The organism is Streptomyces sp. NPDC052109 (assembly GCF_040680195.1).
In the GTDB taxonomy this organism is placed as follows: Bacteria; Actinomycetota; Actinomycetes; order Streptomycetales; family Streptomycetaceae; genus Streptomyces.
In genome coordinates, this window is the sequence record NZ_JBFAWF010000012.1 from 90,299 (window position 1) to 105,300 (window position 15,002).

General features: G+C 72.6%; 13 protein-coding genes. 1 reads left to right on the forward strand and 12 read right to left on the reverse strand.

All coding sequences use genetic code 11. The annotated features are described in order from the left end of the window. Positions 1-8: 8 nt before the first annotated feature. From AB0L59_RS23945 to AB0L59_RS23970, 6 genes are all read right to left on the reverse strand, one after another. On the reverse strand, positions 9-3,359 hold the full coding sequence (locus tag AB0L59_RS23945) for a nitrate- and nitrite sensing domain-containing protein (protein ID WP_365587048.1): 3,351 nt from the start codon (positions 3,357-3,359) through the stop codon (positions 9-11). Between the two features lie 184 nt (positions 3,360-3,543). Beyond that, positions 3,544-5,010, reverse strand: coding sequence for an HAD-IA family hydrolase (locus AB0L59_RS23950; protein WP_365587051.1), 1,467 nt, complete (start codon positions 5,008-5,010; stop codon positions 3,544-3,546). 14 nt (positions 5,011-5,024) lie between these two features. After that, positions 5,025-6,101: an ABC transporter ATP-binding protein gene (locus AB0L59_RS23955; protein WP_365587055.1), complete on the reverse strand. Its 1,077-nt coding sequence runs from the start codon at positions 6,099-6,101 to the stop codon at positions 5,025-5,027. An 8-nt stretch (positions 6,102-6,109) separates the two neighbouring features. After that, positions 6,110-6,931, reverse strand: coding sequence for an ABC transporter permease subunit (locus tag AB0L59_RS23960; protein ID WP_365587058.1), 822 nt, complete (start codon positions 6,929-6,931; stop codon positions 6,110-6,112). Further along, on the reverse strand, positions 6,916-7,815 hold the full coding sequence (locus tag AB0L59_RS23965; protein WP_365587061.1) for an ABC transporter permease subunit: 900 nt from the start codon (positions 7,813-7,815) through the stop codon (positions 6,916-6,918). Before AB0L59_RS23965 ends, AB0L59_RS23960 begins: the two co-directional genes overlap by 16 nt. Beyond that, the gene (locus AB0L59_RS23970; protein WP_365587064.1) at positions 7,812-8,972 is read right to left on the reverse strand and encodes an extracellular solute-binding protein; all 1,161 of its coding nucleotides are present in this window, start codon (positions 8,970-8,972) and stop codon (positions 7,812-7,814) included. The genes AB0L59_RS23965 and AB0L59_RS23970 overlap by 4 nt, the downstream gene beginning before the upstream one ends. A 205-nt stretch (positions 8,973-9,177) precedes the next feature. Here AB0L59_RS23970 and AB0L59_RS23975 point away from each other — a divergent pair, with 205 nt between their 5' ends. Then, entirely contained in the window at positions 9,178-9,918 is a 741-nt protein-coding gene (locus tag AB0L59_RS23975; RefSeq protein ID WP_365587066.1) for a GntR family transcriptional regulator, read from the forward strand. 54 nt (positions 9,919-9,972) lie between these two features. On the opposite strand, the gene AB0L59_RS23980 is transcribed toward AB0L59_RS23975, so the two are convergent. The 6 genes from AB0L59_RS23980 to AB0L59_RS24005 form a co-directional block, all read right to left on the reverse strand. Continuing rightward, positions 9,973-10,425 (reverse strand): Lrp/AsnC family transcriptional regulator, encoded by a 453-nt coding sequence (locus AB0L59_RS23980; RefSeq protein ID WP_067046378.1) that lies wholly within the window; start codon positions 10,423-10,425, stop codon positions 9,973-9,975. A 27-nt stretch (positions 10,426-10,452) separates the two neighbouring features. After that, entirely contained in the window at positions 10,453-11,940 is a 1,488-nt protein-coding gene (locus AB0L59_RS23985) for an amino acid permease (protein WP_365587069.1), read from the reverse strand. Between the two features lie 246 nt (positions 11,941-12,186). Further along, the gene (locus AB0L59_RS23990) at positions 12,187-12,354 is read right to left on the reverse strand and encodes a hypothetical protein (RefSeq protein WP_365587072.1); all 168 of its coding nucleotides are present in this window, start codon (positions 12,352-12,354) and stop codon (positions 12,187-12,189) included. Between the two features lie 92 nt (positions 12,355-12,446). Then, positions 12,447-13,889, reverse strand: coding sequence for a GuaB1 family IMP dehydrogenase-related protein (locus AB0L59_RS23995; RefSeq protein ID WP_365587074.1), 1,443 nt, complete (start codon positions 13,887-13,889; stop codon positions 12,447-12,449). Positions 13,890-14,022: 133 nt separating this feature from the next. Further along, positions 14,023-14,352 (reverse strand): barstar family protein, encoded by a 330-nt coding sequence (locus AB0L59_RS24000; RefSeq protein WP_365587077.1) that lies wholly within the window; start codon positions 14,350-14,352, stop codon positions 14,023-14,025. Then, positions 14,349-14,792: a ribonuclease domain-containing protein gene (locus AB0L59_RS24005; RefSeq protein WP_365587417.1), complete on the reverse strand. Its 444-nt coding sequence runs from the start codon at positions 14,790-14,792 to the stop codon at positions 14,349-14,351. The genes AB0L59_RS24000 and AB0L59_RS24005 overlap by 4 nt, the downstream gene beginning before the upstream one ends. Positions 14,793-15,002: the final 210 nt, after the last annotated feature.

Below are 15,002 nucleotides of genomic sequence, written 5' to 3' on the forward strand. Positions count from 1 at the left end.
ATGGGTGGTCACGGCATCGGCTTGAGGGTCGGTGATCCGGGCGGGGCCTGGCCGGGGACGGGGACCTGGGCGGAGGCGCGGTCGGGGACAGCTGTGTCCGCGTGGTCGGGGGCGGATGGATGGACAGGGGCGGGGGCCCGGCCGGGGGCGGCCACGGGGTCGGGTACGGAGGCGTGGGCAGAGGGGGTGTCTGCGTGGTCGGGTGCGGGTGCCCGGGCGGGAGCGGGGGTGAGGTCGGCGGCGGGTGCCTGGGCGGGAGCGCGGGTGAGGTCGACGGCGGGTGCCTGGGCGGGAGCGCGGGTGAGGTCGACGGCGGGTGCCTGGGCGGGAGCGCGGTTGAGGTCGACGGCGGGTGCCTGGGCGGGAGCGCGGGTGAGGTCGACGGCGGGTGCCTGGGCGGGAGCGCGGGTGAGGTCGACGGCGGGTGCCTGGGCGGGAGCGCGGTTGAGGTCGACGGCGGGTGCCTGGGCGGGAGCGCGGGTGAGGTCGACGGCGGGTGCCTGGGCGGGAGCGCGGGTGAGGTCGACGGCGGGTGCCTGGGCGGGAGCGGGGGTGGGGTCGGGTGCAGGCGTGTGGGGACCGGTCGCGCCGTTCCTCTCGCCCCCGGGCAGCTGCGGTGCCGTCGGCTGCGCAGCGCCGGTGCTGCGCGTCGCCGTCTCTGTCGGCGCTTCCGTCGGCATTGCTGTCGGCGCTTCCGTCGCCGCTTCGCCGGGCGCGGGCAGGCCCTTGCGGCCGCGGTCGAGGCCGCGCTGGAAGGCGCCGAAGATCGCGCGCATCTCGTCGGCGTCGGCCTCCGGCGCCTTTGCCGCCCTGTCCCGAGCCGGCGGCTCCTCCCGCAACTCCGGCACGAGGGAGGCCTGCCTGACCCGGGTGGGCAGGGCGGGCGGGGGCGTCGGCGAGTCGCCCGCGGTTTCCGGACCGGGGGTGGAGCAGGACGGCTGACGCCCGTCCGCCGGCGACTCGGCGGCCCGCGCCCCGGTGCCGGCCCAGGACGTCGGGCGCTCCGCCCACGGTGACGCGGTCCTGGTACCAGGGCCGGGGGCGGCCGAAGACGGCACAGGCTCCTCCGCCGGCGACTCGGACACCGCCCCCGCGCCAAGGCCGGCCGAGGGCGTCGGGTGCTGCGCCGAGGGCAACTCGGACGCAACCCCCCGACTCGCGCGAGGCGACGGCGGCTGTTCGGACCTCGGCGACGCCGGCGAGGGCGGCGGCAACGGTCGCGTGCCCGCCGGCTGGTCCGGCGCGGATCCCGGGTCGGGAGCGGGTGGGGGCGCCTGCCCCTCCCCCGCCGGCGTCTGCGAGCCCGGTGCGGGCACGGACGCGAGCCGGTTCCTCCTGGGCAGGTCCTCCACCGCCCCGCTCCCTGCCTCACGCGGCGCGGCGGAGCTCCCGCGAGGCGGCGACTGGCCGGCCACACAGGCCTGTTCACGCGACTCGGACGCCGGCGGCTCCACCTCCGCCAGCACTCCTTGCGGCAGCAGGACCACCGCGGTCGTCCCGCCGTACGGCGAGTCCCGCAGGGTGACCTCGATGCCGTGCCGGGCGGCGAGCCGGCCGACGACGTACAGGCCCAGCCGGTCATGACGGGTGGGGTCGAAGGCGTCGGGGTCGGTGAGGGTGCCGTGGGCCCGGGTACGTGCCTCGGTGTCCAGCCCGATGCCCCGGTCGTCGATCTCCAGCACGAACCCGCTGCCGACCCGCCCGGTGCGCAGGGTGACCTGGGTGTGCGGCGGCGAGAACACCGTGGCGTTCTCCAGGAGTTCGGCGATGAGGTGGACGACGTCGGCGACCGCGTCCGCGGCGACCCCGGCCTCCGGCATCTGCGGTACGACCACCCGCGCGTAGTCCTCGATCTCGCCGACCGCCGAGGCGACGACGTCGGCCACGGGCACCGGCTTGCGCCAGCGGCGGCCGGGCGCGGCGCCGGAGAGGATGATCAGGCTTTCCGCGTGCCGGCGCATGCGCGTGGTCAGGTGGTCGATGCGGAACAGCTCACGCAGCACGTCCGGGTCGTCGGTGCGCCGCTCCAGGGTGTCCACGAGCTTCAGCTGCCGGTGGACCAGCGCCTGGTTGCGGCGCGCGATGTTGAGCAGCACCGCGAACAGGCCCCGGCGCAGGGTCGCCTGCCTGACGGCGGCCTCGACGGCGGCGAGTCGCGCGGTGTTGAAGGAGCGGCCGACCTGTCCGATCTCGTCGTCGCGCACCTCGTCGGCGGCGAGTGGCGGCGCCTCGGCGAGCGCGTCCACCTCCTCACCGGCACTCAGTCGGCGCATGACGTCGGGCAGTTGGTCGGTCGCGAGGACGTCGGCCGCGTCCCGCAGGGTCTCCAGGCGCCGCGAGACGCGCCGCGCCCCGCGCACCGCGAACCACAGCGACAGCCCGGCCGCGGCGAGCCCCACCACGCCGACGACGGCCGCCTTGGTCAGCTCACGGTAGGCGAAGGCCCGGCCGCGCACGGCGGAGTTCTCGGCGGCGGTGGTGCACAGCTCCCGGTACCGGACGACGGCCCGGTCGGTGGTGGACCGCCAGGTGTCCGCCGCTACGGCCTTCCCCGCGCCGGCGGCCCCGGCCCGCAGCAGCGCGTCCTCGCCGCGCACCAGGGAGCCGTACAGGCCGCCGCGCTGGAAGTCCTCGAACAGCGCGCGCGAGTCGGCGGGCAGGTCCGGCACGTACGTGCGCTGGAACACCCGCCGGTCCTCGATGGTCGCGGTCAGCGAGTCGTACTGCCGGTCGGTCAGCGTGCCGGCCGCGCGTGCCCCCGCGACCAGCGCGTCCTCCCGCGAGACGAACTCCCGCACCCGCACCAGCTCGATGACGACCTGTGCCTCGCGGGCCATCTGCCCGGCCTGGAGGGCGGTGAGCGTGGACTGCACGTCGAATCCGGGCTCGACGAGCGTGCTGTAGGCGTCCACGGCCCGGTCCCAGGTGATGCGCCGGGAGAGCACCTGCGAGCGCAGGCCGTCCAGCCTGCCGGTGGCCGCGACCACGGCGTCCAGCGCCTGCCGCTGACGCGCCGTGAGCCTGCCTCGGTCGCCGTCCCGGACCGCCTGCCGCATGGCGTCCACCGCCCGGTCGGTGCGGCGTTGCTGTTCGAGCAGTTGGCCGGCCGTCGCCGTGTCGAGGCGGGCGCCCAGGTAGGCGGCGGACAACCGGCGTTCGATCTGGATCTGCCCGATCGCGGTGTCCACCGGGGTGCCGAAGTCCTCGTACACCCCCTGCACCCGGATCAGCGCGCGCAGTTCGCCGGTGACGGACCACATCGCGAAGCTCCACAGGCCCATCAGCGCCACGGCCGGGGCGAGCGCGAGCGCCACGATCCGGGCACGCACGGTGGTGGGACGGCCGAGGGGCCAGCGCATGGGTACCTGCCGGTGTTACCAGTCAGTAGTGGGCGTGGGCGCGGCACAACCTACGGGATGGTCACCCCGTACCGCAATGGTGACCTGCGGTAACCCGCGGTCACCTGGGAGCGGGAGTGGTCGTCTCGAGCGCGCCGCGCACGTCACCTGGGGGCCGGTCCCGTCGCCTCGGTGGCAGCCCCGCTCACCTCGGTGGCAGCGCGAAGGTGGTGACGACCGCCGCGTGGTCCGAGGGCCAGTCGTTGTCCGCGACGTCCGGCCAGGGCCGGGGACTTCCCGTGACCAGGGTCCTCGCGTCCCGGACGGTCAGGCCCCGATGCAGGACGTAGTCGATCCGGTCCTGCGGCTCGGGCCGCCCGCTGCCGTCCTCGTGCACCGGGTGGATCGGCGACCAGGTGTGGCCGGGCTCGGCGACGGGGTCCGGGTGAGCCTCGCGGTAGGAGTCGGCGAATCCCGCGTCCTCGGCGGCCACCGTCACCGGCCAGGCCACGTCGGGCCAGTCCAGGTGCGAGGGGCAGTTGAAGTCGCCGACGAGCACGACCGGCACGTCCTCGCGCGAGGACGCGGCGATGCGGGCCAGCGCCTCCCGCATCTGGGCCAGCCGCAGCTCCTCGTGGGCGATCAGCTCCGCCGCCGGCAGCCCGTCGAAGGCGGACTCGTAGGGGCCGTACGGCGTGTAGTGCAGATGGGCGGTCCACACGTCGACCTCGCGGCCGGGCGCCACGGCGATCCGGACGCCCGCGGCGCCGTAGAAGCCGACCTCCGGGTTGCCGAAGCGGGCGGTGATCGGGTGGCGGCTGATGACACCGAGGTTCTCGCCGGCCCGGTGGTGGTGCCAGCCGAGCGCCTCGGCCAGCTCCTGCGCCGCGGTTCCGCCCGTCTCCTGGAGCCCGACGACGTCGGCGCCGCTCTCCAGGACGGCCTTGAGCTGCTTGGCGCGGTGGTCGTCGACCTCACTGCCGCCGAGCCACAGGTTCCAGCTCATGACCCGGAGTTCGGGCGCGACCATGCGCCGCAGCTCGTGGACCGTGACCCCGGCGAGGCTCTCCCGGACGGCCCGGCCGGGTGCCGTGCCGATCGGCGCGAGGGACGGTACGGCGAGGACGGCGCAGCCGGCGGCCTCGGCGGAGGCGACGCCGGTCTCGGTGTCCTCGACTGCCACACAGGCGGCCGGGTCGACACCGAGGGCGCGGCAGGCCGCCCGGTAGGGGTCGGGCGCCGGCTTGGTGCGGGCGGTGTCGTCGGCGGTGACGGAGGCCGCGAACCGGTGGGCGCCGAGCGCGTCGAGGACGACGTCGGCGACCGCGCGCGGAGACGCGGTGACCAGGGCGGCCGGGACGCCGGCGGCGGCCAGCGCGTCCAGCAGGTCCAGCGCACCGGGCCGGGGCACGATCCCGGTGCGGACGCGTGCCGCGAAATCGCGGTGCAGCTCGTCCGCGAGATCGGCGGCCGGCCTGCCGATCGACGTACCGAGCCAGGCGGCGGTGTGCTCGACCGGACGGCCGAGCACGTCGGGCTGGTCGGCCTCGGTCAGCGGGCGTCCGGCGACCTGCTCGACCGCCTCCCACCACAGCCGCTCGGTGTCGACGAGCGTGCCGTCCATGTCGAACAGGACGGCCTGCAGCGGGCCTTGATGGGTGTGGGGGGTCACGTTCGGGGAATTCCTCACTTCTGGATACGTTCGGCCACGAGCACCGGGCGCTCCGGCAGCGACACGCCGACGGGGGCCCCGGCACCGAGTCCGGTGGCCTCGTGGGCGGGCAGGTCCGCCTTGACCTCGGTGCCGTCGGCGAGCCGTACGGTGACCCGGACGACCGCGCCGAGGAAGGCGGTGGCGACGATCCGGGCGGTGCCCCGCTCGTCGGCGCCCACGTGGACGGACTCCGGCCGCACCAGCACGTCCACGGGGCCGTCCGGCGCCTCGCCGTCGGCCGGCAGCCGCTGCCCGAGGACCTCGGCCGTGCCGTCCTTCAGCTCGCCCGGGATCCGGCTCATGGTGCCGACGAACTCGGCGACGAAGGCGGTGGCGGGGCGGCCGTACAACTCGGCCGGCCCGGCGCACTGTTCGAGGCGTCCGGCGCGCATGACGGCGACCCGGTCGGCGACCGAGAGGGCCTCTTCCTGATCGTGCGTCACGAACAGGGTGGTGATGCCGAGCTCCTGCTGGAGCCGGCGGATCTCCTCGCGCAGGGTGAGCCGCACCTTGGCGTCCAGCGCGGACAGCGGCTCGTCGAGCAGCAGCACGCGCGGGCGCAGGGCGAGGGCCCGGGCCAGCGCGATGCGCTGCTGCTGGCCGCCGGAGAGCTGGTGCGGATAGCGCTCGCCCTTGTCGGCGAGGCCCACCAGCTCCAGCAACTCGGCCGAGCGGGCGCGGCGTTCGCTCGTGCGGACGCCGCGCATGCGCAGTCCGAAGGCGACGTTGTCGACGGCGTTGAGGTGCGGGAAGAGGCTGTACGACTGGAAGACCATGCCGGCGTCACGGCGGTGGGCCGGGACGTGCGTGACGTCCTCGCCGTCCACCAGGACGGCGCCGGAGTCGGGTTGTTCGAACCCGGCGAGCATGCGCAGCGCGGTGGTCTTGCCGCAGCCGGACGGGCCGAGCAGGGCCAGGAACTCCCCCGGGCGGACGGTCAGGTCGAGTCCGTCGAGGGCGACGGTGGTGCCGAACTCCCGCCGCAGTGAGCGGAATTCGACGGTGGCGGCCTTCTCTGCGACGGCCTTCTCAAGCGTGGTGGCGGTCATGGCGTGTGTCATCCCCGGGAGTTGGCGGTTCGGTCGCGTCCGCCGCCGGCACCGGCGAGCGCGAGGAGGAGGGCCCAGGTGACGAGCAGGCTGAGCACGGACACGGCGACGGACATCTGGGCCTGCTCGCCGCCGACGTTGTAGATCCACACGGCGAAGGGGGTGTAGCCGAGCAGATGGGAGACCGTGAACTCGCCGAGGACCAGGGCCAGCGTGAGGAAGGAGGCGTTCAGCAGGGCCCCGCGCAGATTGGGCAGGACGGCCCGGACGAGGGCCTTGGGCCAGGATGCGCCGCAGCTGCGGGCCGCCTCGACGAGGGTCCGTACGTCCATGGCGCGCAGGCCGGCGTCCAGGGCCCGGTAGACGAACGGCAGGGCCATGACGACGTAGGCGAGGACCAGCACGACGGGGAACCGGTCGTTCTGGATCACCACGAACGTCTCGAACAGCGGGGTACGGGAGAGATGCTCCGGGCCCCACTTCAGAACGGTGGCGATCCCGGCGACGAACGCGATGGGCGGCACCACCAGCGGCAGCGAGCACACCACCTCCACCACCGGGCGCAGCCGGGGCGAGCCGAGCCGGAGGGCGACCACGGCGGGCACCATCAGCAGCAGGACGACGACGATGGTGGCCACGGCCAGCTCCAGCGAGAGCAGCAGGCTGGAGAGGAAGCCGTCGGCGGAGAGGATCTTGGTGTAGGCGTCGAAGGTGACGCCCTGTCCGGGCACGTCCACCGTGAAGACCGCGGAGGCGGCGAGCGGCACCAGGAAGTACAGGGCGGCGAGGCCGAGGACGACCCACCGCCACGGGGTCAGGCGTCGAGCCATCGGGCACTCCGTCGCTGAAGGGGCAGGTACACGGCCATCACCAGGCCCGCCACCAGCACCATGTCCAGGCTGAGGGCGAGGGCGACGTTCTCCTGGCCGACCAGCACGTTGCCGGACAGGGCGTCGGCGATCTGCAGGGTGACCAGCGGGACCGCGCTGCCCACCATGGCGGCGGCGGTCGCGTAGGCGGCGAAGGCACTGCCGAACAGCAGCACCAGGCCGCCGAGCAGCGAGGGCGCGAGCACGGGCAGGGCCACGTGCCGCCAGTACTGCACACCGGTCGCACCGTTGTTCAGCGCGGCCTCGCGCCACTGCGCGCGCAGACCGTCCAGTGCCGGGGTGATGGTGAGGACCATGAGCGGGATGAGGAAGTACAGGTAGACGAGGACCAGGCCCCAGAAGCTGTAGAGGTCCCAGCCGGTGTCCTTCAGACCCAGGTGCGCGGTGAGCACGCCCGCGTTGCCGAGGGTGGCGACGAAGGCGAAGGCCAGCGGGACGCCGCCGAAGTTGGCGAGCACGCCGGAGGCGGTCAGCACGGCCTCGCGCAGCCAGCGCGAGCGGGAGCTGACCACGGCCTGGGCGAGCGGCAGCCCGAACAGGGCGCCGAGCGCGGCGGAGATCGCGGACAGCTTGACGCTGCCGAGCAGGGCGGTGAGGTACGGGCCCTGCAGCGAGGTCGTCATGTTGGCGCCGGTGTAGGTCGTGGCGCCCGTGGTGGCGTCGTCGACCGAGAAGGCGCCGTTCACGATGGCCAGCGCGGGCAGACCGAAGGCGACGGCCGTGAACACCAGCAGCGGCACCACGGCGAGCCAGCCGGGGGCGCGGCGCCGCCGCTTCACCGAAGCGACGGGCGCCACGTCCGCGCGCGGAAGTGCGGCGGTCATCCGGAGACGGCCTTCCCCCAGCCCTGGGCGATCACCGTCTTGGCCTTGCTCTGCTGGTCCTCGGTCGGGAAGGACGGCGTACCGGTGACCTTCGGCAGCTTGGCGGCGGCCGTCTTGTCCAGGGTGCCGGCCTTGTCCATGGAGGCCATCAGGGCCGGACGGGCGTAGCCCTTGAGCCACAGGTTCTGGCCCTCGGTGCTGTACAGGTACTCCTGCCACAGGCGGGCGGCCGCCGGGTGCGGGGCGTCCTTGGTGATGGCCTGGGAGTAGTACTGGGCGTACTGGCCGTCGCTCGGGACGACGACCTTCCAGTCGAGGCCCTTGGACTTGAACTCGTCGGCGTAGCCGGCGTTCAGGTAGTCCCAGTCGATGGAGATGGGCGTCTCGCCCTTCTCGACGGTGGCCGGGGTGGACTCGACGGGGGTGTAGTTGCCGCTCTTCTTCAGCTTGGCGAAGAAGTCCAGGCCGGGCTGGATGTTGTCGAAGGAGCCGCCGTTCGCGAGGGCCGCCGCGAAGACGCCGCCGAAGGCCGAGCCGGACTTGGTGGGGTTGCCGTTGAGGGCGACCTGCCCCTTGTACTGGGGCTTGAGCAGGTCCTTGAAGGTGGTCGGGCACTGCTTGACGCGCTTGGCGTCGCAGCCGATGGAGACATAGCCGCCGTAGTCGTTGTACCAGCGGGCCTGCGGGTCCTTCTGTGCCTCGGGGATGTCGGTGTAGGAGGCCACCTTGTAGGGCGCGAGGAGGCCCTGCTGGGCGGCGCTCAGCGCGAAGGAGGAGCCGAGGTCGAGCACGTCGGGGGCGCGGTCCTGGCCCTTGCGGGTGGTGACGGCGTTGATCTCGTCCTGGCTGGAGCCGTCGGGGCTCTCGTCCTCGATCTTGATGCCGTACTTCTTCTGGAAGCCGTCGATGATCGCGCCGTAGTTGGCCCAGTCACGGGGCACCGCGATGATGTGCAGCGTGCCTTCCTTCTTGGCCGCCTTGACCAGGGCGTCCATGCCGCCGAAGTCGGCCGCGGAGGTGGCGGTGGCGGCGCTCTTGCCGTCCTTGGTGGTGGTCGACGCGTTGTCGGGGGCGGCGCCGCAGGCGCTCAGCGCGAGCGCGGCGACGACGGCGAGGGAGCCGCCGAGGACGGCGTTTCTCGGCAGGGACACGGTCACGGTCTCTCCAGGGGGACGCATGAGGAGGAGGTAAGAACTTGTCTGAACAAGTTGGCCTCAGTACGCCGGTCGCAGATGTCCTGCTCATGAACGGCGGCGAAACACCGCCCGCTGTTTCCCTGCACACTTCCGGCTGGCACAGATCATCCGGGTGCGTCGATTACGCTGGTCACGCTGTGCACAGTGACCCGAGCAGAGGGGAAGCATGACGGCGCGACACGAGGAGATCGCCGACGAGTTGCGGCGGGCGATCGACCGCGAGGAGTACACCGTCGGCAGCCGGCTGCCCTCGGAGTCGGAGCTGGCCGCGCACTACGGTGTCTCGCGCGGCACGGTCCGCCAGGCCGTCGCGGCCCTGACCTCCGAGGGCCTGATCGGATCCCGCCAGGGCGCACGGCGCGTCGTCCTCGCCAGCCGCCGCAGCCAGAGCTTCGAGGAACTGCGCAGCTTCGCCCAGTGGGCCCGGGCCATGGGCCGCGAGGCCACCGGGCGGGTGGTGTCCCAGGAGTACCGCCCGGCGACGCACGAGGATGCCGTACGCCTCCAACTCACCGTCGGGACACCGGTGTTGCACGTGCTCCGGGTGCGCGGCCTGGACGGCGAGCCGGTGCTGCTGGAGCGGACGGTGTACGCCGACTGGATTTCCCCTGCCGTCGAGGCGATCGAGCCGGACTGCCCCTCGGTCACCCAACGGCTCTACGACGACACGGGGTTGGTCTTCGCCTACGGCGAGCACATCATCGACGCGGTGGCGGCGGGCGCCCAGGACGCCGAAGTGCTGGGCGTGCGCCGTACGAGCCCGCTGCTGCGGGTGCGGCGGGTGACGACGACGCGTGAGGGGCGCCCGGTGGAGTGGTCGGACGACCGGTACCGCTCGGACGCGGTGAGTTTCAGTGTGTACAACTCGATCGGAAACAACGCGCTGGCCAGGAAGACCGCGGAATAGCACGGAGGCGCCCCCGCCGTCGCCGGCGAAAGCGCCCCGAGCCGGGATCCGCTCCTACCCCGGCGCCCCGGAGGAGAAGCGCCGCAGCAACGGCGACAGCACCAGCACCGACTTGGTCCGCTCGACGAACGGCTCGCCGGCGATCCGCTCCAGCACGCGCTCGAAGTGCCGCATGTCGGAGGCGAAGACCTGGGCGATCGCGTCCGCGTCCCCGGTGACGGTGGACGCGGCCACGACCTCCTGGTAGCGCTCCAGGCCCCGCTGGATGGTCTCGGGCGAGGTGTTGCGCCGGCAGTGGATCTCGATGAACCCCTCGGTCTCCCAGCCGAGCGCCGCGGGGTCCACCCGTACGGTGAATCCGGTGATCGCTCCGGTGGCGCGCAGCCGGTCCACGCGCCGTTTCACGGCGGGCGCGGACAGGCCGACCAGCTGCCCGATGTCCGCGTAGGAGCGGCGGGCGTCCTCGGCGAGGGCGTGCACGATGCGTTCGTCGAGATCGTTCAGCACAGGGGGTGGTTCACTTCTTCGGTTCGGTCACTTCTCTGCCGTCACCGCGAGGTCCTCACCGCTCGCGAGACGGGAACGGCGATAGCCGTATACGAAGTAGAACACGAGCCCGACGGCCATCCAGGCACCGAACACGATCCAGGTGACCGTCGACAGGCTGCCCATCATCCAGATGCAGAAGAGGAAGCCCAGCGCGGGCAGCACGGGGGACAGAGGGACGCGGAAGGTGCGGTGCATGGCCGGGCGGGTCCGGCGCAGCACCACGACGGCCACGTTGACCAGCGCGAAGGCGAAGAGGGTGCCGATGCTGGTGGCGTCCGCCAGCTGCCCCAGCGGGATGGCGGCGGCGAGGACACCGCAGAACACCGACACGATGATCGTGTTGGCGCGCGGCGCGCCGGTCTTCGGGTGGACCTTTGCGAAGATCTTGGGCACCAGGCCGTCGCGGGACATCGCGAACAGGATGCGGGTCTGGCCGTAGAGCACGGTCAGCACGACGCTGGCGATGGCGATGACCGCGCAGAACGCGAGCAGCGTGCCCCAGAAACTCTGCCCGGTGACGTCCGTCATGATCTGCGCGAGCGCGGCCTCGGAGTCCTGGAACTTCCGCCACGGCCAGGCACCCACGGCGACAGCCGCGACGAGGACGTACAGCGCGGTCACGATGACCAACGACAGCATGATCGCGCGAGGCAGGTCGCGCTGGGCGTTCTTGGCCTCCTCACCGGCGGTGGAGGCGGCGTCGAAGCCGATGTACGAGAAGAACAGCGTGGCGCCGGCCGCGCTGACGCCCGCCATGCCGAGCGGCATGAAGTGGGAGTAGTTGCCGGACTTGAAGCCCATGAAGCCGATGACGCAGAAGAGGATCAGCGCGGCGATCTTCACGGAGACCATGACGGTGTTGGCCCGCGCGGACTCCTTGGCGCCGCCGAGCAGGAACACCATGCCGAGGAGGACGACGATCAGGGCGGGCAGGTTGAAGATGCCGCCCTGGCCGGGCGGGGCCGACAGCGCGTCCGGGATGGTGACGCCGACGGTGCCGTCCAGCAGCTCGTTCAGGTACTGGCCCCAGCCCACGGCCACGGCGGCCACCGAGACGCCGTACTCCAGGAGCAGACACCAGCCGCAGACCCAGGCGATCAGTTCGCCCATGGTTGCGTATGCGTACGAGTACGAGGAGCCGGAGACCGGGATGGTGCCGGCCAGCTCGGCGTAGGACAGGGCGGAGAAGAGCGCGGTGAGACCGGCGATCACGAAGGACAGGGTGACAGCCGGACCCGCCTTGGGGACGGCCTCGCCGAGGACGACGAAGATGCCGGTGCCCAGGGTGGCACCGATGCTGATCATGGTCAGCTGCCACAGCCCCAGGGAGCGCCGAAGCGAGCCTCCCTCACCCTGGCCGCCCTCCGCGACCAGGCGTTCCACCGGCTTGCGCCGCATGAGGCGCGCGGCGAGGCCCGGGGACGCGGGGACGGTCGCTGTGCGGTCGTGCGAGGGTGCGCCTTGGTCGAGCACGCGCTGGCTCCTTCATCCTGCCGGTCATTGCGGGGCGGGGACCGGGGGCAGCCCTGCGAGGGCAGGAACCCACCGAGCGGGGTCCCCGCCACGCCACGTACAGACGAGCACCCTATGAGCCAGGCCTTCACGGGCGTAATGCAGCAACCTTGCGCATCCCCGGATGATCATTGCGTTCATCGGACCGGAATGACAAATCGTTGCGCGGCGGCCGCCGACCGTTGCACAGCGACCTCACAGGTCGACTCACTCCCGTTCCCGCCCCTCGGCGTCGACGTACACGTTGGCTGGAGGGGCGGCCCGTCGGGCCCGTGGAGCTGCGCTGGGACGGCTGTGCCGAGCAGCCAGGCCGGGTGCGGGGATGCGCTGCTCGAGCAGGGCCGCGTCGGCGGCCGTGCATACGGTGATCTCCATGCCGTCGACCGTGGGGCGGCCCGGGTATGCCGACGGCCCCCGAATCTCCCGGGCGCGGGATCAACGGGGGCCGTACGGGAGGGGGTTGGGCATCAGCTCCAGCTGGCGTGCAGCGGCTTGCCCTCGGCGTAGCCGGCCGCGCTCTGGATGCCGACGATCGCCTTCTCGGCGAACTCCTCCAGGGAGCCGGCACCGGCGTAGGTGCAGGAGGACCGCACACCCGCGATGATCGAGTCGATCAGGTCCTCGACGCCCGGGCGGGCCTGGTCCAGGAACATGCGGGAGGTGGAGATACCCTCCTCGAACAGCGCCTTGCGGGCCCGGTCGTAGGCCGACTCCTCCGACGTACGGTTGCGCACCGCGCGAGCGGAGGCCATGCCGAACGACTCCTTGTACGGACGGCCGTTCGCGTCGTGCTGGAGGTCGCCCGGCGACTCGTAGGTGCCCGCGAACCAGGAGCCGACCATCACGTTGGACGCGCCGGCCGCGAGGGCCATGGCCACGTCGCGCGGGTGGCGGACGCCGCCGTCGGCCCACACGTGCTTGCCGTACTTCTTCGCCTCGGCGGCGCACTCCAGCACCGCTGAGAACTGCGGCCGGCCCACGCCGGTCATCATGCGGGTGGTACACATGGCGCCGGGGCCGACACCGACCTTGATGATGTCCGCACCGGCGTCGATCAGGTCCTTGACGCCCTCGGCGGAGACGATGTTGCCCGCGGCGATCGGCACCTGCGGGTCGAGGGCGCGCACCAGCTTGATGGCGCTGATCATCGACTCCTGGTGACCGTGGGCGGTGTCGATGACGAGCGTGTCCACGCCCGCGTCGAGCAGCTGCTTGGCCTTGCCCGCCACGTCGCCGTTGATGCCGACGGCGGCGGCGACGCGCAGCTTGCCGTTCTTGTCGACGGCCGGGGTGTACAGCGTGGCGCGCAGGGCGCCCTTGCGGGTCAGGATGCCGGCGAGCTTGCCGTCCTTGTCGACGGCCGGGGCGTAGCGCCGGTTGTGCTGGTCGAGGGTGTTGAAGGCCTCGCGCGGGTCGATGTCCGCGTCGAGCAGCAGCAGGTCCCTGGACATGACCACTTCGAGCTGCGTGAAGCGGTCGACGCCGGTCAGGTCCTGGTCGGTGACGACACCGACGGGCCGGTCGTTCTCGTCCACGACCACGCCGGCGTTGTGGGCGCGCTTGGGCAGCAGCGCGAGCGCGTCGGCGACGGTCTGGTGCGGGGCGAGCACGATGGGCGTGTCGAGCACCAGGTGGCGGCTCTTCACCCAGGAGACGACGTCGGTGACGACATCGATCGGGATGTCCTGCGGGATGACCACCAGGCCGCCGCGGCGGGCCACCGTCTCGGCCATGCGGCGGCCGGCGATGGCGGTCATGTTGGCGACGACGAGCGGGATGGTGGTGCCCGTGCCGTCCGGCGAGGCGAGGTCCACGCCCTGACGCGAGCCGACCGCGGAGCGGCTCGGCACCATGAACACGTCGTCGTACGTCAGGTCGTACGCGGGCTGGATGTCATTGAGGAAACGCACGTGCTGCACATCCCAGTCGATCAGAGGTGACCCCCCGACAGGTGTGCCGGGGGGAAAAGAGCACGTACTTCATTGTCCCATGACAAAGCCGCTGACAGGCCCCGACAGAACATCCAGGCTCCGCGCCGATCACTTAGGAGGATGCTCCGAGGGCGAGCGTGACGGCGAGCGCGGGTGTCATGTCCATCGCATGCCGGAAGACCTCCTGGGCGGTCTCCCACTCCTGCGGCCGCGCCTCGGCATAGCCCTGCCAGTCCTGTACGACGACCAGGAGTCCCCTGTCCTTGGCCTCCTCCGGCCACACGGACAGGTCGGACAGGGAGTCGGCCAGCGCGTCCCAGTTGCGGCCGAACCAGTCGGGCAGCTCCAGGGCCCGGGCGGCGCGGTCCATCAGGCCGGCCTTGTCCGTGACCCCGTCGAGGTCGAGCGCGACCCGGAAGCGGCCGGTCTGGTCTTCGCTCATCTCAGCACCGCCCGGAACGAGTTGTAGTGATCACCGGTGTAGTAGATCTCGCCGGTCTGGCCGGTGACGATGCGCCGGGCCCCGCGGTCGCGCGAGCCGGGTGTGCTGACCGTGTACTCGTGGTAGTAGCCGCGCTGGTGCTTCGGCAGACGGCCCTCGAAGTTCCCGAAGACGACACCGTCCTTGGCGTACGGGAAAGGGCCGCCCTTGTCGATGAGGGCGAGCGTCCTGCGGGCCTCGGCCGGCAGCTGGGACTGCTCGACCGTGCGCATGCCGTGCGCCCACGCCGGGACGGACACGCTGCTGCCGGCCGGGCGCGCTCCCGTGCTCGCCCCGGCACCGGAGCCGGTGCCGGAGGAGCATCCGGCCAGCAGGACGGCGAGGACGACGGCCAGCAGCCCCACGAGCGCACGGCCCGGCGCCCACGCCCGTCCGGGCACCCCGGCCCCCGCCGCGGTCCGTGCGAGCCCGGGCACCGGGGCCGGCTTCAAGCGGTTCGTGAGCCTCGGCACCGGGGCCGGCCTCGAGGGGTACGTGAACCTCGACACCGCGGCCGGCCTCGAGGGGTACGTGAACCTCGACACCGCGGCCGGCCTCGAGGGGTACGTGAACCTCGACACCGCGGCCGGCCTCGAGGGGTACGTGAACCT